Origin of the sequence: Pseudomonas sp. VA159-2, from assembly GCF_024126635.1 — a bacterium.
In the GTDB taxonomy this organism is placed as follows: Bacteria; Pseudomonadota; Gammaproteobacteria; order Pseudomonadales; family Pseudomonadaceae; genus Aquipseudomonas; species Aquipseudomonas muyukensis.
The window spans coordinates 145,931-166,603 of record NZ_JAMYBV010000008.1 but is presented as its reverse complement, the minus strand read 5'-3'; the positions used below and the strand labels follow the sequence as shown (position 1 = coordinate 166,603).

The following is a 20,673-nucleotide window of genomic DNA, read 5'->3' as shown; positions in this document are numbered from 1 at the left end:
GACGTTCCCTTTCATCCGAACAAGCCCCGACATGTTCAGACCTCTATTCGTATTCATTGGTACGCGCTACACCCGTGCCAAGCGTCGCAATCACTTCGTCTCGTTCATTTCGCTCACCTCGATGATCGGCCTCGCCCTGGGCGTGGTGGTGATGATCGTGGTGCTCTCGGTGATGAACGGTTTCGACCACGAGATGCGTACCCGCGTGCTGGGGATGATCCCCCACGCCACGCTCGAGACCGGCCAGCCGATCGACGGCTGGCAGGCCCTTGCCTCTAAAGTAAAGCAGAATCCGCAGGTGCTGGCGGTTGCGCCCTTCACCCAGATGCAGGGCTTGCTGACCCACGATGGCAAGGTGCAGAAGGTGCTGCTCAACGGCGTCGACCCGGCGCGCGAGCGCGAGGTGTCGATCATCGACCACTTCGTCCAGCAGGGCAGCCTCGACAAGCTGGCGCCGGGCGAGTGGGGCATCATGATCGGCGACAAGGCGGCGGCCAAGCTTGGCGTCGGCATCGGCGACAAGCTGACCTTCGTCGCCCCCGAGGTGAGCGTCACCCCGGCGGGCATGTTCCCGCGCATGAAGCGCTTCACCGTGGTCGGCACCTTCCACGTTGGTGCCGGCGAGATCGACGGCTACCTGGGCATCACCAACATCGCCGACCTGTCGCGCCTGCATCGCTGGAAGGCCGACCAGGTACAAGGCATCCGCCTCAAGTTCGACGACCTGTTCCAGGCCCCGCGCGCTGCCTGGGACATCGCCCAGCAGCTGGGCGAGCAGGAATTCTACCCGCGTGACTGGACCCGCACCCACGGCAACCTGTACCAGGCCATCCGCATGGAAAAATCCATGATTGGCCTGTTGTTGCTGCTGATCGTGGCGGTGGCGGCGTTCAACATCATTTCCACCCTGGTGATGGTGGTCAACGACAAGCGCGGCGATATCGCCATCCTCCGCACCCTGGGCGCCACGCCGGCACAGATCATGGCCATCTTCATGGTCCAGGGCACGGTGATCGGCGTGGTCGGCACCCTGATCGGCGCCGTGCTGGGCATTTTCGGCGCGCTCAACGTGAGCGCGGCGATCGCCGGCATCGAGACCCTGATCGGGCACAAGTTCCTCAATGCCGACGTGTACTTCATCGATTACCTGCCGTCGCAGCTTCAGGCCCAGGACGTCTACATGGTCTGTGGCGCGGCGCTGGTCCTGAGTTTCTTCGCCACCCTGTACCCGGCCTGGCGCGCTTCGCGCACCCAGCCGGCAGAGGCGCTACGTTATGAGTGAGTCGCGCATGAGTGATAAAGCCGTGTTGAGTTGCCGCAACCTGGGCAAGAGCTACGAGGAAGGCCCGGAGTCGGTGCAGGTGCTGGCGGGGTTGAACCTCGAACTGCGGCCCGGCGAGCGGGTGGCCATCGTCGGCAGTTCCGGCTCGGGCAAGAGTACCTTGCTCAACCTGCTCGGTGGCCTGGACACGCCCACCGAGGGCAGCGTCTGGCTGGCTGGCGAAGAATTGTCGGCGCTGGGCGAGCGGGCCCGTGGCCTGCTGCGCAACCGCGCGCTGGGCTTCGTCTACCAGTTCCACCACCTGCTGGCGGAGTTCACCGCCCTTGAAAACGCCTGCATGCCGCTGCTGATCGGCAAGACGCCGATCAGCGAAGCCCGCGAGCGCGCCGAGGCGCTGCTCAAGCGCGTCGGCCTGGGCCATCGGCTCAATCACAAGCCGGCCGAGCTGTCCGGCGGCGAGCGCCAGCGTGTGGCGATCGCCCGCGCCCTGGTCAACCGCCCGGGCCTGGTGATGCTCGACGAGCCCACCGGCAACCTCGACCACCACACCGCCCAGGGTATCCAGGAGCTGATGCAGGAGCTGTCCAGCCACTCGCAGACGGCGTTCCTGGTGGTAACCCACGACCTCAACCTGGCGCGGCAGATGGACCGTGTGCTGCGCCTGGAAGACGGGCATCTGGTGGCGATCTGAATCGCCTGCGCGGGGCGCCGTGAGGGCGCCCCGGTTCACTTCTCTGTTGGGTGTACCTGTACATGTTCAGACCCTTGCCCTTGTTCATCGGTGCTCGCTACACCCGTGCCAAGCGCCGCAATCACTTCATCTCGTTCATCTCCATGACCTCGATGATCGGCCTGTCGCTGGGCGTGCTGGCGATGATCACGGTGTTGTCGGTGATGAACGGCTTCCAGCGCGAGATGAGCTCGCGCGTGCTCGGCCTGGTGCCGCATGCCGCGATCCTCGGCGAGCAGCCGCTGGACGACTGGCGCCAGGTCGCCAGGGCCGCCGAGGGCAACCCGGCGGTGATCGCCGCCGCGCCGCTCACCGAGATGGAAGGCATGCTCTCGTACAAGGGGGCGATGCAGCCGATCCAGGTCGCCGGCATCGATCCGGCCGAAGAGGGCAAGGTCTCCATCGTCACCCAGCACATCGTCCAGGGCAGCCTGCAGGCGCTGGTGCCGGGCGAGTTCGGCGTGGTCATCGGCGAGCTCACGGCCCGGCGTTTTCGCCTGAATACCGGCGACAAGCTGACCCTGATCGTGCCGGAGATCAGCAAGGAACCGGGCGGCATCACCCCGCGCATGCAGCGCCTGACGGTGGTCGGCATCTTCAAGGTCGGCGCCGAGCTGGATGGCTCGCAGGCCTATATCCATGTCGCCGACGCCGGCCAGATGCAGCGCTGGGCGCCAGGCCAGGTGCAGGGCGTGCGCCTGAAATTGCACGACCTGTACGCCGCGCCGCAGGTGTCCAAGGCGATTGCCGCGGGCCTTGGCCAGGGCTACCGCGCCGATGACTGGTCGCACACCCAGGGCAGCCTGTTCAGCGCCATGAAGATGGAAAAGACCATGATCGGCCTGCTGCTGATGATGATCATCGCGGTGGCGGCGTTCAACATCATCGCCACTCTGGTGATGGTGGTGAACGACAAGGGCGCCGACATCGCCATCCTGCGCACCATCGGCGCGACGCCGGCGCAGATCATGGGCACGTTCATGGTCCAGGGCAGCCTGATCGGCATCGTCGGCACCCTGCTCGGCGGGGTGCTGGGGGTGGTCCTGGCGCTGAACGTGAGCGCGGTGGTCGGTTGGCTCGAACGGGTCAGCGGGCAGCACATCTTCACCTCCGACATCTACTTCATCAGCAGCCTGCCGTCCGAGTTGCAATGGGGTGATGTGGCGATCATCTGCGTGGCGGGGCTGGTGATGAGTTTCCTGGCGACGATCTACCCGGCGTACCGCGCTTCGCAGATCGAACCGGCGATGGCGTTGCGTTACGAGTAAGGCAGGGGGCGCTTGGCGCCCCTCGCCGGCTTGCCGGCGAGGGCTGAGCAGCAGCCCCTACGCAGGCAACTCGATCACGAACCGCGTCCATCCATCTTCACATTCCGCCCGAATCTTCCCACCGTGCGCCTGCACGATCGAGCGGGTGATCGCCAGCCCCAACCCTGCATGCTCGCTGCTGCCTTCCTGGCGCGCCGGATCCGCCCGGTAGAAGCGGTCGAACAATCGCTCCAGCATTTGCGGCGCAATCGCGGGCCCAGTGTTGGCCACCACGATGTGCAGCCCTGGCTCCAGGCTTACCCGGATCTCCCCACCGGCAGGGGTAAAGCGCAGGGCGTTGTCCAGCAAGTTGGACAGTGCCCGGCGCAACATGTGCCGGTCGCCTTCGGTGTGGGCTTGGCCCTCGCGCAGCAAGCGCACCTCGGCATCTTCGGCCAGCGGCGCGTAGTACTCCAGCAGCGCATCGGCCTCCGCGGCCAGGTCCAGCGGCTGGCGGCTGGGCATCAGCAGGCCGTGGTCGGCCTTGGCCAGGTAGAGCATGTCGTTGACCAACTGGGCCATCCATTGCAGTTCTTCAAGGTTGCCGTGAAGGGCTTCACGGTACTCTTCCAGGCTGCGCGGACGGGTAAGGGTGACCTGGGTGTGGGTGAGCAGGTTGGACAGCGGTGTGCGCAGTTCGTGGGCGATATCGGCGGAGAATGCCGACAGGCGCTGGAAGGCATCGTCCAGGCGTTGCAGCATGGCGTTGACCGTACCGGCCAGCTTGGCCAGTTCCTCGGGCATTTCGGCGGCCGGCAGGCGGGTGGTCAGCGAGCGGGCGTTGACGCTGGCGGCGACCTTGCCCATCTGCCGCAACGGCTGCAGGCCGCGGCGCGCGGCCCAGGCGCCGAGCAGCGCGGTGACCAGTGCCGACAGCCCGACAGTGAGCCAGATCAGCCGCTGCATGCCTTGCAGAAAATGCTGGTGGTGAGTGATATCGAGGAACAGAGTCAGTTGCGCCGAACCGGGTTGGCCATCGTGCAGCGGCGTGCTCAGGCTGCGGTAGTCGATGCCCTGGCTGTGCAGGGTGGCCAGGCCGCTATGCTCGGGTGCCGGCGGCAGCGCGCCACGGCTGGCGAACCAGGACGTGCCGTCGGCGCCACGCACGCGCAAGGCCAGGTCGGACTGGTGGCTCAGTTCGTTGAGCAGCGCTGGCAGGCGCGGGGCCAGCTGCGCCTGGCTGTCGACGCCGTCGAGCAAGCTGCGCATCAGCGACAGCCGGCCGCTGAGCAGTTGCTGGTCGAGCTCGACGAAATGCTGGGCGCTGGCCCGGCTGAACAACAGGCCGGCGCCCAGCGACACGGCCGCGGTGCAGGCGGCGAACAGCAGGGCCAGGCGGCTGCCGAGGGACAGGCGGCGCATCAGTCCTGGCGCTCCTCGAGCACGTAGCCCATGCCGCGCACGGTATGGATCAGCTTGGCCGGGTGGCTGTCGTCGATCTTCAGGCGCAGGCGGCGGATCGCCACCTCGATGACGTTGGTGTCGCTGTCGAAGTTCATGTCCCACACCTGCGAGGCGATCAGCGACTTGGGCAGCACCTCGCCCTGGCGGCGCAGCAGCAGTTCGAGCAGGGCGAACTCCTTGGCGGTCAGGTCGATGCGCGCCCCGGCGCGTTCGGCGCGGCGGCGGACCAGGTCCAGGCGCAGGTCGGCCAGGCTCAGGCAGGTGTCCTGGTTGGCGCTGGCACCCCGGCGCAGCAGGCTGCGCACCCGGGCCAGCAGCTCGGAGAAGGCGAAGGGCTTGACCAGGTAGTCGTCGGCGCCCAGCTCAAGGCCGTGCACGCGGTCCTCGACGGCGTCGCGGGCGGTGAGGAACAGCACCGGCGTGTCCAGCCCGGCCTGGCGCACGGCCTGGAGAATCTGCCAGCCGTTGCGCCCGGGCAGCATCACGTCGAGGATCAGCAGGTCGTGGTCGCCGGTCAGCGCCAGGTGTTGGCCGCTGTCACCGTCGTTGGCCAGCTCGGTGGCGAAGCCGGCCTCGCTCAGGCCCTGGCTCAGGTACTGGCCGGTCTTGGCCTGGTCTTCGACGATCAGCAGTTTCATGGCGGTCCTTGTTCCAGGGGGCGTGGTGATGGAAATGATACGTGACGATCCGCCGGCCTGGCCAAGCTGACAAAGTTGTAATCTTGCGGTCAGCCAGCTGCCAGCCAGCCTTTTCGACAATGGCGCCACTTTCGCTGCAATGATCCGGAGTCATCCATGAAACACCTGTTGCTCACCGCCGTGCTCACCTTTGCCAGCCTGCCCACCTTCGCTGGCGAGGCCAAGCCCTTGGCCTTCGGCGAGCCGGCCCCGGCGGCCAAGGCCACCCGCACCGTCGAAGTGCTGCTCAAGGACATCGCCTTCGAGCCCAAGAGCCTCAAGGTCAAGGCCGGCGAGACCGTGCGCTTCGTGCTGATCAACCAGGGCCAGTTGCCCCACGAGTTCAACCTGGGCGACAAGGCCATGCACGCCGAGCACCAGAAGGAAATGGTCGCCATGCAAGGCAAGCTCTTCACCGCTGGCATGAATCACGAAGGCATGGACCATGGCCAGATGGACCACAGCCAGATGATGGGCGGCGGCCACGGCCATGACACTGGCAACACCGTGCTGGTGCAACCTGGCCAGCGCGCCGAGCTCACCTGGACCTTCCACAAGTCGGCGCCCATCGAGTTCGCCTGCAATGTGCCGGGCCATTACCAGGCCGGCATGGTCGGGCCGCTGACCATCGAGTGAGATCCGCTCCAAGGCGGGGTGCAAAACCGGTAGACTAGGGGCAATTTCGAACCTTCAGGTCAGTTTCCATGCATCCCGCCGCCGAACATTCCCCGCTGGGCAAGTCCAGCGAATACATCGCCACCTACACCCCCGCGCTGCTGTTCCCCATCCCGCGCCTGGCCAAGTGGGCCGAGTTGGGCGTCAGCGGCGAGGCATTGCCGTGGCAGGGCGTGGACTTCTGGAACTGCTTCGAGCTGTCCTGGCTATTGCCCTCGGGCAAGCCAGTGGTGGCCATCGCCGAGTTCGCCATCCCGTGCGACTCGCCGAACATCATCGAATCCAAGTCGTTCAAGCTGTACCTCAACTCGCTGAACCAGACCGTGTTCGCGTCGCTGGCCGAACTGCAGGCGTGCCTGGTGAAGGACCTGTCCGCCGCGGCAGGCAAGCCGGTGGCGGTCAAGGTCAGCACCCTGGCAGAGGTCGAGGCCCAAGGCGTGACCGCCTTGCCGGGCCTGTGCATCGACGCGCTGGATGTGAGCATCAGCAACTACGAGCAGCCGCAACCGGAACTGCTGCGTTGCTCCTCGGAGCGCGTGGTAGAAGAGACGCTGCACAGCCACCTGCTCAAATCCAACTGCCCGGTCACCGGCCAGCCAGACTGGGGCAGCGTGGTGGTGAGCTACAAGGGGCCAGCGCTGGACCCTGCCAGCCTGCTGACCTACCTGATCAGCTTCCGCCAGCATGCCGACTTCCACGAGCAATGCGTGGAGCGGATCTACCTGGACCTGAAGAACCTGCTGCAGCCCGAACACCTGACGGTGTATGCGCGCTATGTGCGTCGTGGTGGCCTGGATATCAACCCGTACCGCAGCACCGCGGCGATCAGCCCGCAGAACCTGCGGTTGGTGCGCCAGTAATGTAATGGGGCCGCATTGCGGCCCTGGTTTTTTCAGATACCCATGCTGTGCAGCGAGTTGACGATGCTGCGCAGGGTCGCCGTCAGGTCGGGGTGATCGGCTTCGAAACGTTCGATGGCGAGGTTCACGCCGTCGACCACGTTGTTGTCCTGGGTCGCCTCCTCGAGTTTGATCTGGGCTTCGATCTGCTGCATCAGTTCGCGCAGGTGGTCGCGCTCTTCCAGCGAAAGTGGTGGATTGCGGTCCAGTTGCTCGCGCAGGCTATCGAGTTGCTCTTGCAGTTCGCGGGCAGGCATTGTTTCTTACTCCATCAATGACTTGGCAAGGCATGGACCTCAGCGAAGCGGCAAAGGTTCGGGCCTGTCTTCTAGCGTAATCCACCTGCCGGCGCTTTGCATGACCCGTATCAACGGGGACGTATCAGGGTTTCTCGCCCTTGTGCCGGCGTTGGGCGATGTCCGCCAGGCAGGCGTCGAGGGCTTCGAGGTGGTCGATCACCGAGTGCACGCCCAGGCCGTACAGCGCCAGGGTGGCCTTGCCGCGGGCCCGCTCCTGTTCTTGTCGGCTCAGCGCCTGCCATTGCGCCGACGCCTGCTCACAGGCCGCCAGGCCCACGGTCCACAGCCCGGCGTTCAGGCCCGATTGCAGCAGCCGTGGCTCGCCACTGACCAGCACGCAGCCGTCCAGGCGTTGGCTGTGCAGGCTCATCAAGGCTTGCCAGCAGGCGTTTGGCGCCGGCCACGAGCTGCCGTTGACCGGGTGCCCCGGCAACCACTCGGGCAGCACGCCAGTCCAGCGCTTGCCCTGGTTGCTGCTGAGTTCGTCGAGCCAGATGCACGGCACCCGGCGCGAGCGCAGGCGGGCCAGCGAGTCGAGGGCGCCGGGGGCGGGCAGGGGCGTGCCGTTCGCGGTCTGGACCAGGCAGCCGCGCAGGCCGAACAGCACGGCGGTGAAGGCGGGTGCGTCTTGCATGGCAACGTCCCTGAAATAGCCCCCACGCTAGCGCGCCCATGTTACCGGTAGATGACCGCAACAGTTGTTCACATAATCTTGACGGAGATGTGTAAAACTACGCCTCAGCTAGTAAGCCATTATACTTGCGTCCAATTCAGCAACGCGCCAACGGCCGTTGCCGCCGTGAAATCCGATGGAGAAACATCTATGCGTAGGATCGGTGCCGGAGTGCTCGAGCGAGTCACCCAGGCCTGTGTCTGCGCCAGCTTGCTGCTGGCGCCCGTGGCGGCTACCCAGGCGGCCACCGAGGAAGATCCCTGGGAGTCGGTCAACCGACCGATCTTCAAGTTCAACGATACCCTGGACACCTATGCCCTCAAGCCGTTGGCCAAGGGCTACCAGGCGGTCACTCCACAGTTCCTCGAAGATGGCATCCACAACATCTTCCGCAACCTGGGCGATGTCACCAACCTGGCCAACGACGTGCTGCAGCTCAAGCCGCACGCGGCAGGGGTGGATACCGCGCGGCTGATCGTCAACACCACCTTCGGCCTGGGTGGTTTCTTCGATGTCGGCACCAAGATGGGCCTGCAGCGCAACGACGAGGACTTTGGCCAAACGCTCGGCTACTGGGGCGTGCCCAGCGGGCCGTACGTGGTCATCCCGTTCCTCGGCCCAAGCACCGTGCGTGACGGCCTGGCCAAGTACCCGGACACCTACACCGAGCCCTACCGCTACATCGACCATGTGCCGACGCGCAACTCGATCTTCGCCCTGGAGGTGGTCGACACCCGCGCCAGCCTGCTGTCGGCGGAGAAGCTGATCCAGGGTGACAAGTACATCTTCCTGCGTAACGCCTACCTGCAGAACCGCGAGTTCAAGGTCAAGGACGGGCAGGTCGAAGACGACTTCTGACCACGTCGGTCAGGTCATGGGGCTGCAAGGCAGCCCCATTTGTTCGGGTGAATGTGTAACGGCTTAATGCATGGCCAGGATGCGCAAGCCGAAGCGCTGGGCGCCGCCCGGCTGGTCGGCGATCCATACCACCTCAGTGCTGGCATGCAGCCCCGCAAGGGCCGTGTGCTCGGAGTCGATGCGCACCTCGAGGCGCTCACCCACCTGGAAACGCCGCGGCGCCTGCACCTGCATGCCGCTGCTGGAAAGGTCGATGCACACGGCGCTGATCACCTGGTCGGCTTGCAGCAACTGGACCTCGGCATCGATACGCATGCGAATGAAATCGCGTTTTTCGCTGTAATCCACGGGGTGCTGGGACATGCTTGCATCCTTTCATCAGATTGCGCGGGTCGGCTTTCTTATAACGCCGGGTGATTTGCCCTGTAAAGTGCAGGGAAGTCTACCTGCCCATGCTTGAAACGCCAGGCGGATGGGAGTACCGTCAGCGCCTTACAGGGCACCTCACTATTTGCCGGACCAGTCTTCTTGTCCTACAACTCAGATAGAGAGTGGCTAGAGAGCATTCCAGTAGCCGTCTGTCGGTCGTTCCGCAGCCGCTACGCCAACCCAAATCTGGCGCCGTTCGCCCACATGCAGAAACCCAGTGCAACGCTGCTGATCATCGATGACGACGACGTGGTCCGTGCCAGCCTCGCCGCCTATCTGGAAGACAGCGGTTTCAGCGTCCTCCAGGCCGGCAACGGCCAGCAGGGGCTCCAGGTCTTCGAAGCACGCCAGCCCGACCTCGTGATCTGCGACCTGCGCATGCCGCAGATGGGCGGCCTCGAGCTGATCCGCCGGATCAGCGAGCTGGCCCCGCAGTTGCCGGTGATCGTGGTGTCCGGTGCCGGGGTCATGAGCGATGCGGTCGAGGCCTTGCGCCTGGGCGCGGCGGATTACCTGATCAAGCCCCTGGAAGACCTCGCCGTGCTCGAGCATTCGGTGCGCCGCGCGCTCGACCGCGCGCGGCTGGTCCTGGAAAACCAGCGCTACCGCGACAAGCTCGAGGCCGCCAACCGCGAACTGGAAGCCAGCCTGCACCTGCTGCAGGAAGACCAGACCGCCGGGCGCCAGGTGCAGATGAACATGCTGCCGGAAAACCCTTGGGTGGCCGGTGAGTTCGCCTTCGAGCACCAGATCATCCCATCGCTGTACCTGTCGGGCGACTTTGCCGATTATTTCCGCGTGGACGAGCGGCGCATCGCTTTTTACCTGGCGGACGTATCCGGCCACGGCGCTTCGTCGGCGTTCGTCACGGTGCTGCTCAAGTTCATGACCACGCGGCTGCTGTTCGAATTCAAACGCAGCGGCAAGATGCGCGAGTTCAAGCCTTCGCAGGTGCTCAGCCATATCAACCGCGGGCTGATCAACTGCAAGCTGGGCAAGCATGTGACCATGGTCGGTGGCGTCATCGACGAGGACACCGGCCTGCTCACCTACAGCGTCGGCGGCCACTTGCCGCTGCCGGTGCTGTATACCCCGGGCCAGGCCCGCTACCTCGAAGGCCGCGGCTTGCCGGTCGGGCTGTTCGACGAGGCCAGCTACCAGGACCAGGTGCTGGAGCTGCCGCCGCAGTTCAGCCTGACCCTGATGTCCGATGGCATTCTGGACCTTTTGCCGGGGCACACACTCAAAGATAAGGAAGCGACCTTGCCGGAAATCGTCAAGGCAGCGGGGGGTAGCCTGGAGGGGCTGCGCCAACGATTCGAATTGGCTACGCTTGGGGAGATGCCGGATGATATCGCCCTATTGGTGTTGAGCAGGAACCTTGAATGAGTACCGGTAGAATCCAGTTCGCCGAACAAAGCGGGACCTTCGTTCTGAAATTTGTCGGTGAAGTGCGCCTGACCCTGTGTTCGGCGCTGGATGCGACGATCGAGAAGATCTTCACCGCGCTGAACTTCTCGGCCATCGTCATCGACCTGACCGAAACCGAGAGTATCGACAGCACCACCCTGGGCCTGCTGGCCAAGCTGTCGATCCTGTCCCGGCAGAAGGTCGGCCTGCTGCCGACCGTGGTGACCACCAACCCCGACATCTCCCGCCTGTTGCAGTCCATGGGCTTCGACCAGGTGTTCAACATCGTCGACCGCCCGGTGCCGTGCCCGGAGTGCCTGACCGACCTGCCCTCGCAGGACCAGGACGAAAGCGTGGTGCGCTCCAAGGTGCTGGAGGCGCACAAGATTCTCATGGGCTTGAACGACTCCAACCGCGAAGCCTTCCATGACCTGGTGCATGCGCTGGAACGCTCCTGATCCTGCCGACGCCATCGGGTAAACCTGCAGGAACGATTGTATTCAACGCCGGTGCGGGCCTGCCCCGCGATAGCGTCAATCCTGGATGAACGCCGTTGCTGGCGAGCCATCGGCATTGAGCTGGTACACCCGCGCCGGTCGCCCCTGCTCATCGAAGAACACCTGCCCCAGGCCCGCGCTGTTCCACAGGCGCTCCCCGGCCTTGCTGCGGCTCGGTATGCGCGGCACCACCTCCATCTCCCGACGCTGGGTAAACCAGTTCAGCGGCGAGCGCGGCGAATACAGCCAGCGGTTGAGCCGGTCGAGCACATCCAGCAGGCGCCGCGGAAACTCGTTCTTGATGCCGCTGCTGGTCACCTGCCACAGGTGCGGGCTGCGCTGGCGATGGCGGATCAGCACCTGATAGACGAACGAGTAGTGCACGTCGCCCGACAGCACCACGTAATGCCCCGGCGTGCGCGAATGGCGGAAAATGTTGAGGATCACCTGCGCCGCGCCGCGGTGGGCCATCCAGTTCTCCGCATCCACCAGCAGCGGATAGCCCAGGGCGCTGAACAGCCGCTGGACGGTCTCGATCAGCTTGACCCCGAAGATCGGCGCCGGTGACACGATGATCGCCGAAGGATGGTCCAGCAGCGCCTGCTGCAGTTCGCTCAGCGCTTCCCAGTCGAGCAGGCCCGAGGGCTTGGCCAGGTTGCTCTCGCTGCGCCAGCGGCGGGTGCGGGTATCCAGCACCAGCAATGGCGGATTGCTCGGCAGTGCGTATTGCCAGCCCTGGAAACGCAGCAGTTCGCCGATCAGTGCGTCGCGCTCGTCGCTCAACCTTAAGCATTGCTCGACCAGCGGCGCGCAGCCGTCCGGGTCGTTGCCCCAGCCCTGGCACAGCAGGTAGCCGAGCAGGGCGTTGCCGATGATGCGCCGCGAGAACGGGTGGCCATAGGCGGTCTGTTCCCACTGCGCCGACAGGTTCCAGTCGTCGGTGATGTCGTGGTCGTCGAAGATCATCAGGCAGGGCAGGTGGGCCATGACCCGCGCCACCTGGCCCAGGCCCTCGGCGAAGCCCGCGACGAGCGGCTGCTCGGCGCGGTAGCGGGCCTGGCGCTGGGCGGTCAGGCCGGGGGGCATGTCCATGGTCACCAATGCCCATGGTTGCGGCGACCACACCAGCAGGTACATGGCCATCACCTCGGCGAAGGTCACCAGGTGGTTGTCGGCGTTGCTGGAGGAGAAGATCGGCTTGCGCTTGCCGCCGAAGAAGCGCTCGCGCAGGGTCTCGTTGCCTTCCTGGGCCGGCAGCAGGTCGGCGCGGTGGTAATAGCAGGCCGGGTGGCGATACAGCGCCGCGCCACTGTCGACCAAGGCCCCGTCCAGGGCTTCGTCGAACAGCCCCAGGCGCTCGATCAGCTGATGGATGGCACGCAGCATGGGGCCGGCGACATCGTCGGCGTAGACCTGGTCGCCGCTCATCAACAGCACGGCGGGGCGCTCTGCAGGGGCTGGGCCGGCCGCGAGCAGGCGGTCGGCGCACAGCAGGCCGTCGGCGGCCGGGTGATGAGGCTTGCGGCAGGAGCCGTGGAGCACCTGGTCGAGGCGTTCGCGCAGCACGAAGCTCGGGCGGCTAGCCTTGGGGTAGAGCAGGTGCGGGGCCCAGTCGGCGATGCCCTGGCCGTTGGCCAGGCGCAGGTCGTATTCGAGGGCCACGTCGCTGGGTAGCGGCTGATCGAAGTGGATGTCCAGCAGGTGGATGAAGGCGTGCGTACCCACAGCGACCACCTGGCAGCGCGCCGTGGCGCCGATGCCGGCCTGATCCAGGATAAATTCGGCTTGCAGCGGTTGCGAGCCGACCAGCCAGATCGCCAGGCGCTGTGGCTCCAGGCGGCGCAGTAGCGGGCCGGCAAGGACAAGGGGGAGGGTGGCGCTGGGGATCATCTAAGGCTCGGCTTTGTCTGGAATGACGCTATCGCGGGGCAAGCCCGCTCCCACAGGTTGTGGGGAATGTGACGTATTGATTGTCGGAGCGGGCTTGCCCCGAGATGGCGTTGTCGGCCAATCCAACGAAAAACGGGCGGAAAATGCTGTGCATTTACCGCCCGTCGATCAAGCCGAAGATGTATCAGGCTTTGTCAGCCAGCCATCAACGCTTCCAGCTTCTCCTGGTCCCGAGCGAACTGGCGGATGCCTTCGGCCAGTTTCTCGGTGGCCATGGCGTCCTCGTTCATCGCCCAGCGGAACTGGCTTTCGCTCAGCACCTGCTTGGCCTCGCCGGCATTGCCCGGGGTGAGGATGCGCGGCAGCGCGCCCTGGTCGTCGGCCAATTGCTGCAACAGCTCGGGGCTGATGGTCAGGCGGTCACAGCCGGCCAGTTGTTCGATCTGGCCGATGTTGCGGAAGCTCGCGCCCATGACCACGGTGTCATAGCCGTTGGTCTTGTAGTAGTCATAGATGCGGGTGACCGATTGTACGCCTGGATCCTCGGCGCCGACGTAGTCCTTGCCGGTGCTCTTCTTGTACCAGTCGTAGATGCGCCCCACGAACGGCGAGATCAGGAACACCCCGGCGTCGGCACAGGCCTGGGCCTGGGCGAAGGAGAACAGCAGGGTCAGGTTGGTCTGGATGCCTTCCTTTTCCAGCTGCTCGGCGGCGCGGATGCCCTCCCAGGTGGAGGCCAGCTTGATCAGCACGCGGTCGCGCTTGATGCCTGCGGCGTCGTACAGCTCGATCAGCTGGCGGGCTTTTTTCAGCAGCGCCGGCTCGTCGAACGACAGCCGTGCGTCCACCTCGGTGGAGATGCGCCCCGGGATGACCTTGAGAATGCCCGAACCCACCGCCACGGCGAACTTGTCGCAGGCCAGGTCGACATTGCCCTTGGCGTCGGCCTTGACCTGCTTGAGCAGGTCGGCGTACCCCGGGATGGCCGCCGCCTTGAGCAGCAGCGAAGGGTTGGTGGTGGCGTCGACCGGCTTGAGGCGGGTGATGGCGTCGAGGTCGCCGGTGTCGGCAACCACGGTGGTGAACTGCTTGAGTTGTTCCAGCTTGGAGGTCATGGGCGTGCTCTGTCCTGTGCAATGACTCGACATTACCCGAGCCCCGACGGCCACTCAAGGCCCGTCGCAGGCGGATCGGGAAAGCCCCCGCAGGCAGCGTGCCCCACGATGGGCTGCGAAGCAGTCCCGGCTAACGCCGGGCCTGGCGAAAGGCTCTCCCTTCGAGTGCCAACTCCGCCCCAGGTTCCCTCAGCGCCCTTGCAGCAGCTCGGCGGCCTGGTCCAGCACCTGCAGCGGCTCGCTGGCCTTGTGGATATCCGCCGACAGCAACTGGCGGAAGCGCCGCGCCCCCGGGAAGCCCTGGCCCAGGCCGAGGATATGCCGGGTAACGTGATGCATCGCGCCGCCGCTTTGCAGGTGCGCGACGATATAGGGGCGCAGTTTCTCCATGGCCTCGGCGCGGCTGACCACCGGCGCCGTGCTGGCGAACAGTTGCTGGTCCACCTCGGCCAGCAGGTACGGGTTGTGGTAGGCCTCGCGGCCGAGCATCACGCCGTCGAAGGTCTGCAGGTGGTTGCGGCATTCGTCGAGGGTCTTGATACCGCCGTTGAGCACCAGCTCCAGCTCGGGGAAGTCGGCCTTCAACTGCGCCGCGACGTCATAGCGCAGCGGCGGGATCTCGCGGTTTTCCTTGGGCGACAGGCCCTCGAGGATGGCGATGCGGGCATGCACGGTGAAGCTGCGGCAGCCCGCGTCGCGCACCTGGCCGACGAAATCGCACAGCTGGGCATAGCTGTCGCGGCCGTTGATGCCGATGCGGTGCTTGACCGTGACCGGAATGCTCACGGCGTCCTGCATGGCCTTGACGCAGTCGGCCACCAGCGCCGGGTGGCCCATCAGGCAGGCGCCGATCATGTTGTTCTGCACCCGGTCGCTGGGGCAGCCGACGTTGAGGTTGACCTCGTCGTAGCCAGCCGCTTCGGCCAGGCGTGCGCAGGCGGCCAGGTCGGCCGGCACGCTGCCGCCCAGTTGCAGGGCCAGCGGGTGCTCGGATTGGTCATGGCGCAGGAAGCGCTGGGCGTCGTTGTGCAGCAAGGCGCCGGTGGTGACCATTTCGGTGTAGAGCAGGGCGTGCTGGGAGAGCAGGCGCAGGAAGAAGCGGCAGTGGCGGTCGGTCCAGTCCATCATGGGTGCCACGGAGAAGCGGCGGGATGGCTCGGGGCGCGGGGCTGTAGGTGTAACGGCTTGAGAATGCATAAGTGTGCGGGACGAACTCAGCGAAGCCAGGCGGTGGCGCGCGCTGGCAGGCGATGGGAAGAGTGAATGGTTGCCAGTTTACCAAGCGTGAGGGGATTCGTCCGAACCGATCGGCGACAAGGTGTCGTTAAGCATCGGTGCAGCGTGTGGCTATTGCCCCGATATGCCAGGTCTGCGGCCTGATTGAAAGGGCGTCTTGCGGGTCGGCATGCCGCTCGATCTGTGTTGCAATGCCTTCGAGCGCGAGCAGAGGTTGGCTATAAGTGAGTGATGAAACCCTATATGACCAGTACCTGAAACGGTGGGGCCTGACCGTCGATGGGGGGGCGTTCGTTTCATTGAACGGCAATCTTCTCCCGGTTCGCCAGGGCGACACGCCTGCCATGCTGAAAATCGCCCGATCACCGGAGGAGCGGGCCGGTAGCCGGTTGATGGCCTGGTGGGCGGGTGTGGGTGCGGCTCCCGTGCTGGCTCACGATGACCAAGCGTTGTTGATGGTGCGTGCGCAAGGCGCGGCATCGCTTGCACAGATGGTCGCAGGTGGCGGGGATGACGAAGCCACGGGCATCCTCTGCGCGGTGCTGGCCCGTCTTCATGCACCGCGCCCGGCATTGGCACCGGTGCTGGTGCCATTGGCGCAATGGTTCACGGCGCTTTGGGGCGCGGCGGCGGCTCACGGTGGGGTGCTTGAACACAGCGCAAGGGCGGCGCGGGCGCTTTTGGCTGCTCCGCGCGATGTGGTGGTGCTGCACGGCGACATCCATCACGGCAATGTGCTGGATTTCGGGGCGCGCGGTTGGCTTGCCATCGATCCCAAGGGGCTATGCGGCGAGCGAGGTTTCGACTACGCCAATATTCTCTGCAACCCGGACGATGCCAGCGCGCTGGCACCGGAAAGCTTTGCCCGGCGGATTGCGATCATCTCGGACGTTGCCGGGATTGACCGTCACAGGCTTTTGCAATGGGTGCTGGCATGGGCTGGGTTGTCGGCAACCTGGATGATCGAGGATGGTCTCGAACCGGGCAGCAGGCTTGAGGTGGCCAGGCTGGCCGCTTCGGCGCTTGGCCTTGATAGCGGCGTGCAGGTTTCTTCTGACTGAGCCCTTGCACACCGCGTGTGGGGGCTGTGCTCATCGTGCTCGCGCCCTGACATCGCGCTACCTGGCCCGCCCTCTTCGCCGGCAAGGCCGGCTCCTACATGATGGCCGAGGCCTTTCGTACACTAGCCCCATGAATGAAGCGTCATGTAGACGGCAAGCCCTATAAAAGTCAGTCCAACGGCAATGTTGAAGGTGAAGCTATGCTTGACCAGCAGGCTTTTGCAGTACTTCATGAAGTAAGCATAAACCAGGTGAATTGCCAGGGTTATGGATAGCAGCAAAACCAATAGCCAGGCCATCTGTGGGGCGGTATCTTTGCTTGGGTCGATGAATACCGGAAAGAATGAAGTGAAAAAGAGGAGGGTCTTCGGGCTGGCAAAGGTGACTAATGCGCCGTGCCTGAAGTTCCTCCAGTTCCCGCTGTCGTCGCTGCCGCTGATGATGTCTACACCTTTGTGGGCATACCTTATTGATAAAAGTCCCAAGTAGCCGATGTAGAGGACGCCAATTAGTTGAAGCAGGATAAACAGGGTTGGCGCGGCAATCAAAATGGCGGCCACGCCTGTCAGGGCGATAGCCGCCATTGCCAGCATGCCGGCCTGAATACCTAAAATGACTGGGATTGACCTGCGCCATCCTAGAAACGCGCTATAGGTTATGACACTGATGGTGCCTGGCCCTGGGGTGGCTGCAGCCACGGCGCAAGTCAAAAGGTAAGTGAGGAGCGCTGAACCCAGCATTATGGATGACCTGGCAGGGGTGAGCTTAACATCATGGTCATCGGCCAGTTCAGGACCAGTCCGGTGTTGATTTCGCGCACGCCCAGAAACGCTTTAGCGGACCATATTGTTCTTCTTGTGCGCTATCACCGATTGAAGTTGTTCTATGGAAGGGGAGGTGACATACCGTAGCCCTTGCTCGTCTATCGCTTTGGCAATAGGGAAGCTAAAAAACCTGATCCGGCACCGACCTCTAAAATTCTATCGCCCCTCGCGCGCGCGTCGGCAAACTCATAATCTACACTGCTGGCATCCAGGTACCTGACAAATCCTTCCGTGGCTTGCATTAGCGCTACGTCCGTTGGCGCGCTCCTGGCCATTTATTAGCGCATTGGGTGGTGTCTTTCAAGCTTGTTATAATATCGCCCATTCAGTTAGTTGGTTCTCCAGCGCAAGGCTTATCCTTTCGGTGTGCGAGGTTTATCATGACCGAAGCGGATGACTTGGGTGCAGCACGATAGCCTGGACCTTCAATTCGTAGATCCTTAGGACTTTGCTTGTCCTCTTTCTCTCTATTCACGCATGGGCCACCCAACGGGTTGCACAGATCCCTCGCGCTTCTTAGCATGCGCCCCTCCGCCCACGGCCATGCGGGATCAATGGCCGATTCAAGGATCATGGACGCATGTTGTCGTTGTTCTCCCGTTTGCTGCTCCACGCACTGGCCTGCGTGGCGTTTCCCTACCTGCTGGCGCTGGGCTTCGACCTGTATCGCCAGCAGGTCGGCCCACCGTTGGCCCGCGGTGTCGGCGTCGGGCTGGCCACGATGCTGGTGTTCTACACCTTCGTGTTCTTCAACCTGCTGATGGTGGCGATCCCACGCCTGGTGATCCGTTGGGCGCTGACGGGCCTGCTGGCAGTGCTGGTACTGGTCTATTTCAACCCCCATCACCCCGTGCGCGCCCTGGGCTTTACCGCCGTCTGCCTGGCGCTGTGCGCAGCGGCGATCCTGCTGACGGGGCCGTTGACGGCCTTGCTGCGGGTGGCGCTCCAGCGCTGGAGGCGGGCGGGGCGCAACCTGTAAATTTCGTAAATAAGATTTAAATGCAGATGAGAATATCTATATTTACCATCCCTGACGGTTCCCCAGGCCCTGCCTGAGTAATCGGTGGGCGAGGGGCCTGCCGGTACGGGGCCCTGCCATACGCCCACGCTTTCAGGAGATGTACCGATGCAACCGAGCACCTCGCCCCGCCGCCTGGCCCTGGCGCTGATGACCCTGGCTTCACCGACCCTGGCCCTGGCGGCCGTGGAGGTCGAGGACAAGCGCGGTGGCGCGCTGGTGATCGAGGACACCTTGGTCACCGCCGAACGCGAGGCGCGCCAGGCCCTGGGTTCTTCGATCATCACCGCCGAGGACATCCAGCGCCGGCCGCCGGCCAACGACCTCTCCGACATCATCCGCCGCGAGCCGGGGGTCAACCTCACCGGCAACAGCGCCAGCGGCGCGCGGGGCAACAACCGGCAGATCGACCTGCGCGGCATGGGCCCGGAAAACACCCTGATCCTCATCGACGGCAAGCCTTCGAGCGCGCGCAATGCCGTGCGCTACGGCTGGAACGGCGACCGCGACACCCGCGGCGAAACCAACTGGGTGCCGGCCGAGGCGGTCGAGCGCATCGAGATCCTGCGCGGTCCGGCGGCGGCGCGCTATGGCTCCGGCGCCATGGGCGGGGTGGTCAACATCATCACCAAGCGCCCCACCGATGAGCTCAAGGGCAGCCTCAACCTGTATACCCAGATGCCCGAGGACAGCGCCGAGGGCGCCAGCCGCCGGGCCAACTTCAACCTCGGTGGCGGGCTCACCGACAATCTCGGGTTCCGTGTCTATGGCGGCCTGGCCAAGACCGACGCCGACGACCTGGACATCAACGCCGGGCACGCCAACAGTGCCCTGGCCGCCGGCCGCGAAGGGGTGCGCAACAAGGATATCAACGGCCTGCTGAGCTGGAAGCTCAACGACGAGCACCGCCTCGAGGCCAGCGCCGGCTACAGCCGCCAGGGCAACCTCTACGCCGGCGACACCATGAACAGCAACGGTGGCGGCAATATCGGCCTGATCTCCAGGCTGTATGGCCACGAAACCAACGTCATGCAGCGCAACACCTACGACCTGACCCACCTGGGCGACTTCGCCTGGGGCACCAGCAAGACCGTGCTGGCCTACGAGTACGTGCGCAACTGGCGCCTCAACGAAGGCCTGGCCGGCGGCCCGGAGGGCTCGATCAACGACAGCGGCGCGGCCCTGTCGCGGCTGCGCAACACGCGCCTTAGCAGCGAGGTCAACCTGCCGTTCGCCCTGGGCAGCACCGAGCATGTGTTGACCCTGGGCGGCGAGTACCTCTACGAAACCCTCAACGACCAGGGCTCGTTCCGCCCACAGAGCTTCGACCCCAGCGGCACTGGCAACGATGCCATCGTCGGCTTCAACCGCGCCGAGACGAAGATTAACGCCCGCAGCCATGCGCTGTTCGTCGAGGACAACATCATCGTCGGCGACACCACCATCACCCCGGGCCTGCGCTTCGACCATCACGACAGCTTCGGCGACAACTTCAGCCCGAGCCTGAACCTGGCGCATCGACTGACCGAGCAGTGGACGGTCAAGGGCGGTATCGCCCGCGCCTACAAGACGCCCAACCTGTACCAGGCCAACCCCAACTACCTGCTCTACAGCCGTGGCAACGGCTGCAGCGTGCAGCAGGCCAACTCGGGCGGCTGCTACCTGCAGGGCAACGCCGACCTCAAGCCGGAAATCAGCGTCAACAAGGAGATTGGCCTGGCCTACGACCAGGGTGACTGGCGTGCCAGCGCGACGTACTTTCGCAACGACTACCAGAACAAGATCATCGGCGACACCGATGTGCTCTACACCATCAACAGCGGCCGCCGCGTGACCCAGTGGGAAAACGCCGGCAAGGCGCGGGTCGAAGGGATCGAGGGCAACCTGTTCGTCGAGCTGAGCCCGACCCTGGACTGGAATACCAACCTGACCTGGATGCTCGATAACGACAACCGCGAAACCGGCGAGCCGCTGTCGGTGATCCCGCAGTACACGGTCAACACCAGCCTCGACTGGCAGGCCACCGACCAGCTGTCGTTGCAGGTGGCCGGTACCTGGTACGGCAAGCAGAAGTCGCCGACCTACAACTACCGCACCCAGGAGCAGTACGACAGCCAGGCGCAGCAGGATGTCGAGGCCTATGGCCTGGTGGACGTCAGCGCCGGCTATCGTTTCAACGCCACCTACGATGTGCGCCTGGGGGTGAACAACGTCTTCGACAAACAGATCCTGCGTGGCGGCAACGCCAGCAGCTCGGGGGCCAACACCTACAACCAGCCGGGCCGGGCGTTGTTCGCGGCGTTGAACATCTCGTTCTAAGGCCGGCGCGCCTCCAGTGGCAGCGGCCTTACCCGCGAACACCGGCGCAGCCGGTGCCATGCACCGCGTC

Annotated in this window: 20 protein-coding genes; 11 read left to right on the top strand and 9 right to left on the bottom strand. The window is 64.6% G+C overall.

The genetic code is table 11. The annotated features are described in order from the left end of the window. The first annotated feature begins 31 nt into the window (after nt 1–31). The 3 genes from NJG22_RS10470 to NJG22_RS10460 all read left to right on the top strand — a co-directional run bounded on the left by NJG22_RS10470 (nt 32) and on the right by NJG22_RS10460 (nt 3,280). Nucleotides 32–1,282, top strand: coding sequence for a lipoprotein-releasing ABC transporter permease subunit (locus NJG22_RS10470; protein WP_253094361.1), 1,251 nt, complete (start codon nt 32–34; stop codon nt 1,280–1,282). A gap of 7 nt (nt 1,283–1,289) precedes the next feature. Further along, nucleotides 1,290–1,973, top strand: a complete 684-nt coding sequence (lolD, locus tag NJG22_RS10465; protein WP_253094359.1) for a lipoprotein-releasing ABC transporter ATP-binding protein LolD — start codon at nt 1,290–1,292, stop codon at nt 1,971–1,973. A gap of 62 nt (nt 1,974–2,035) precedes the next feature. After that, nucleotides 2,036–3,280, top strand: a complete 1,245-nt coding sequence (locus tag NJG22_RS10460) for a lipoprotein-releasing ABC transporter permease subunit (protein ID WP_253094358.1) — start codon at nt 2,036–2,038, stop codon at nt 3,278–3,280. A 57-nt stretch (nt 3,281–3,337) separates the two neighbouring features. On the opposite strand, the gene NJG22_RS10455 is transcribed toward NJG22_RS10460, so the two are convergent. Together NJG22_RS10455 and NJG22_RS10450 are read right to left on the bottom strand one after the other, a co-directional pair. Next, nucleotides 3,338–4,684 (bottom strand): heavy metal sensor histidine kinase, encoded by a 1,347-nt coding sequence (locus NJG22_RS10455; RefSeq protein WP_253094447.1) that lies wholly within the window; start codon nt 4,682–4,684, stop codon nt 3,338–3,340. Further along, nucleotides 4,681–5,361: a heavy metal response regulator transcription factor gene (locus NJG22_RS10450; protein ID WP_253094350.1), complete on the bottom strand. Its 681-nt coding sequence runs from the start codon at nt 5,359–5,361 to the stop codon at nt 4,681–4,683. The genes NJG22_RS10455 and NJG22_RS10450 overlap by 4 nt, the downstream gene beginning before the upstream one ends. Before the next feature lie 156 nt (nt 5,362–5,517). On the opposite strand from NJG22_RS10450, the gene NJG22_RS10445 reads away from it, so the two are divergent. Together NJG22_RS10445 and queF are read left to right on the top strand one after the other, a co-directional pair. Then, nucleotides 5,518–6,036, top strand: a complete 519-nt coding sequence (locus NJG22_RS10445) for a cupredoxin family protein (RefSeq protein ID WP_253094349.1) — start codon at nt 5,518–5,520, stop codon at nt 6,034–6,036. 68 nt (nt 6,037–6,104) lie between these two features. Next, nucleotides 6,105–6,935 carry an NADPH-dependent 7-cyano-7-deazaguanine reductase QueF gene (gene queF, locus NJG22_RS10440; RefSeq protein WP_217853753.1) on the top strand — a complete coding sequence of 277 codons (831 nt, stop codon included), beginning with the start codon at nt 6,105–6,107 and terminating at the stop codon, nt 6,933–6,935. Nucleotides 6,936–6,967: 32 nt separating this feature from the next. Here queF and NJG22_RS10435 read toward each other — a convergent pair whose 3' ends face one another. Continuing rightward, nucleotides 6,968–7,231 carry a DUF4404 family protein gene (locus NJG22_RS10435; RefSeq protein ID WP_253094346.1) on the bottom strand — a complete coding sequence of 88 codons (264 nt, stop codon included), beginning with the start codon at nt 7,229–7,231 and terminating at the stop codon, nt 6,968–6,970. Between the two features lie 124 nt (nt 7,232–7,355). Then, nucleotides 7,356–7,907, bottom strand: a complete 552-nt coding sequence (locus NJG22_RS10430; protein WP_253094344.1) for a phosphonoacetaldehyde phosphonohydrolase-related protein — start codon at nt 7,905–7,907, stop codon at nt 7,356–7,358. A 189-nt stretch (nt 7,908–8,096) separates the two neighbouring features. Here NJG22_RS10430 and NJG22_RS10425 point away from each other — a divergent pair, with 189 nt between their 5' ends. Continuing rightward, on the top strand, nt 8,097–8,804 hold the full coding sequence (locus NJG22_RS10425) for a VacJ family lipoprotein (protein ID WP_253094343.1): 708 nt from the start codon (nt 8,097–8,099) through the stop codon (nt 8,802–8,804). Between the two features lie 63 nt (nt 8,805–8,867). Here the strand turns inward: NJG22_RS10425 and NJG22_RS10420 are convergent, their stop codons facing one another. Further along, nucleotides 8,868–9,167: a PilZ domain-containing protein gene (locus tag NJG22_RS10420; RefSeq protein WP_217853757.1), complete on the bottom strand. Its 300-nt coding sequence runs from the start codon at nt 9,165–9,167 to the stop codon at nt 8,868–8,870. Between the two features lie 270 nt (nt 9,168–9,437). Here NJG22_RS10420 and rssB point away from each other — a divergent pair, with 270 nt between their 5' ends. Then, a complete protein-coding gene (gene rssB / locus NJG22_RS10415; RefSeq protein ID WP_253094342.1) occupies nt 9,438–10,622 on the top strand; it encodes a two-component system response regulator RssB in 1,185 nt (394 codons plus the stop codon). Next, nucleotides 10,619–11,101 (top strand): anti-sigma factor antagonist RssC, encoded by a 483-nt coding sequence (gene rssC / locus NJG22_RS10410; RefSeq protein WP_134691725.1) that lies wholly within the window; start codon nt 10,619–10,621, stop codon nt 11,099–11,101. The genes rssB and rssC overlap by 4 nt, the downstream gene beginning before the upstream one ends. A 75-nt stretch (nt 11,102–11,176) precedes the next feature. Here the strand turns inward: rssC and NJG22_RS10405 are convergent, their stop codons facing one another. The 3 genes from NJG22_RS10405 to dusA all read right to left on the bottom strand — a co-directional run bounded on the left by NJG22_RS10405 (nt 11,177) and on the right by dusA (nt 15,342). Next, complete coding sequence (locus NJG22_RS10405; protein ID WP_253094341.1) at nt 11,177–13,030, bottom strand: alkaline phosphatase D family protein; 1,854 nt, start codon at nt 13,028–13,030, stop codon at nt 11,177–11,179. Between the two features lie 194 nt (nt 13,031–13,224). After that, entirely contained in the window at nt 13,225–14,145 is a 921-nt protein-coding gene (tal, locus tag NJG22_RS10400; protein WP_253094340.1) for a transaldolase, read from the bottom strand. Between the two features lie 189 nt (nt 14,146–14,334). Next, a complete protein-coding gene (dusA, locus tag NJG22_RS10395) occupies nt 14,335–15,342 on the bottom strand; it encodes a tRNA dihydrouridine(20/20a) synthase DusA (RefSeq protein WP_253094337.1) in 1,008 nt (335 codons plus the stop codon). Between the two features lie 263 nt (nt 15,343–15,605). Between dusA and NJG22_RS10390 the strand changes: the two genes are divergently transcribed. After that, nucleotides 15,606–16,442: an aminoglycoside phosphotransferase family protein gene (locus NJG22_RS10390; protein ID WP_253094329.1), complete on the top strand. Its 837-nt coding sequence runs from the start codon at nt 15,606–15,608 to the stop codon at nt 16,440–16,442. A 122-nt stretch (nt 16,443–16,564) separates the two neighbouring features. Here the strand turns inward: NJG22_RS10390 and NJG22_RS10385 are convergent, their stop codons facing one another. Next, a complete protein-coding gene (locus tag NJG22_RS10385) occupies nt 16,565–17,182 on the bottom strand; it encodes a LysE family translocator (RefSeq protein ID WP_253094327.1) in 618 nt (205 codons plus the stop codon). Between the two features lie 664 nt (nt 17,183–17,846). Here NJG22_RS10385 and NJG22_RS10380 point away from each other — a divergent pair. Beyond that, entirely contained in the window at nt 17,847–18,245 is a 399-nt protein-coding gene (locus NJG22_RS10380) for a hypothetical protein (protein ID WP_253094319.1), read from the top strand. Nucleotides 18,246–18,392: 147 nt separating this feature from the next. Beyond that, a complete protein-coding gene (locus NJG22_RS10375; RefSeq protein WP_253094311.1) occupies nt 18,393–20,603 on the top strand; it encodes a TonB-dependent siderophore receptor in 2,211 nt (736 codons plus the stop codon). Nucleotides 20,604–20,673: the final 70 nt, after the last annotated feature.

Excerpts from the sequence above, each read along its gene's own strand:
- NJG22_RS10470 (WP_253094361.1), top strand. The coding sequence starts at position 32 with ATGTTCAGACCTCTATTCGTATTCATTGGTACGCGCTACACCCGTGCC.
- lolD (WP_253094359.1), top strand. The coding sequence starts at position 1,290 with ATGAGTGATAAAGCCGTGTTGAGTTGCCGCAACCTGGGCAAGAGCTAC.
- NJG22_RS10460 (WP_253094358.1), top strand. The coding sequence starts at position 2,036 with ATGTTCAGACCCTTGCCCTTGTTCATCGGTGCTCGCTACACCCGTGCC.
- NJG22_RS10450 (WP_253094350.1), bottom strand. The coding sequence starts at position 5,361 with ATGAAACTGCTGATCGTCGAAGACCAGGCCAAGACCGGCCAGTACCTG.
- NJG22_RS10445 (WP_253094349.1), top strand. The coding sequence starts at position 5,518 with ATGAAACACCTGTTGCTCACCGCCGTGCTCACCTTTGCCAGCCTGCCC.
- queF (WP_217853753.1), top strand. The coding sequence starts at position 6,105 with ATGCATCCCGCCGCCGAACATTCCCCGCTGGGCAAGTCCAGCGAATAC.
- NJG22_RS10435 (WP_253094346.1), bottom strand. The coding sequence starts at position 7,231 with ATGCCTGCCCGCGAACTGCAAGAGCAACTCGATAGCCTGCGCGAGCAA.
- NJG22_RS10430 (WP_253094344.1), bottom strand. The coding sequence starts at position 7,907 with ATGCAAGACGCACCCGCCTTCACCGCCGTGCTGTTCGGCCTGCGCGGC.
- NJG22_RS10425 (WP_253094343.1), top strand. The coding sequence starts at position 8,097 with ATGCGTAGGATCGGTGCCGGAGTGCTCGAGCGAGTCACCCAGGCCTGT.
- NJG22_RS10420 (WP_217853757.1), bottom strand. The coding sequence starts at position 9,167 with ATGTCCCAGCACCCCGTGGATTACAGCGAAAAACGCGATTTCATTCGC.
- rssB (WP_253094342.1), top strand. The coding sequence starts at position 9,438 with ATGCAGAAACCCAGTGCAACGCTGCTGATCATCGATGACGACGACGTG.
- rssC (WP_134691725.1), top strand. The coding sequence starts at position 10,619 with ATGAGTACCGGTAGAATCCAGTTCGCCGAACAAAGCGGGACCTTCGTT.
- NJG22_RS10405 (WP_253094341.1), bottom strand. The coding sequence starts at position 13,030 with ATGATCCCCAGCGCCACCCTCCCCCTTGTCCTTGCCGGCCCGCTACTG.
- tal (WP_253094340.1), bottom strand. The coding sequence starts at position 14,145 with ATGACCTCCAAGCTGGAACAACTCAAGCAGTTCACCACCGTGGTTGCC.
- dusA (WP_253094337.1), bottom strand. The coding sequence starts at position 15,342 with ATGCATTCTCAAGCCGTTACACCTACAGCCCCGCGCCCCGAGCCATCC.
- NJG22_RS10385 (WP_253094327.1), bottom strand. The coding sequence starts at position 17,182 with ATGCTGGGTTCAGCGCTCCTCACTTACCTTTTGACTTGCGCCGTGGCT.
- NJG22_RS10380 (WP_253094319.1), top strand. The coding sequence starts at position 17,847 with ATGTTGTCGTTGTTCTCCCGTTTGCTGCTCCACGCACTGGCCTGCGTG.
- NJG22_RS10375 (WP_253094311.1), top strand. The coding sequence starts at position 18,393 with ATGCAACCGAGCACCTCGCCCCGCCGCCTGGCCCTGGCGCTGATGACC.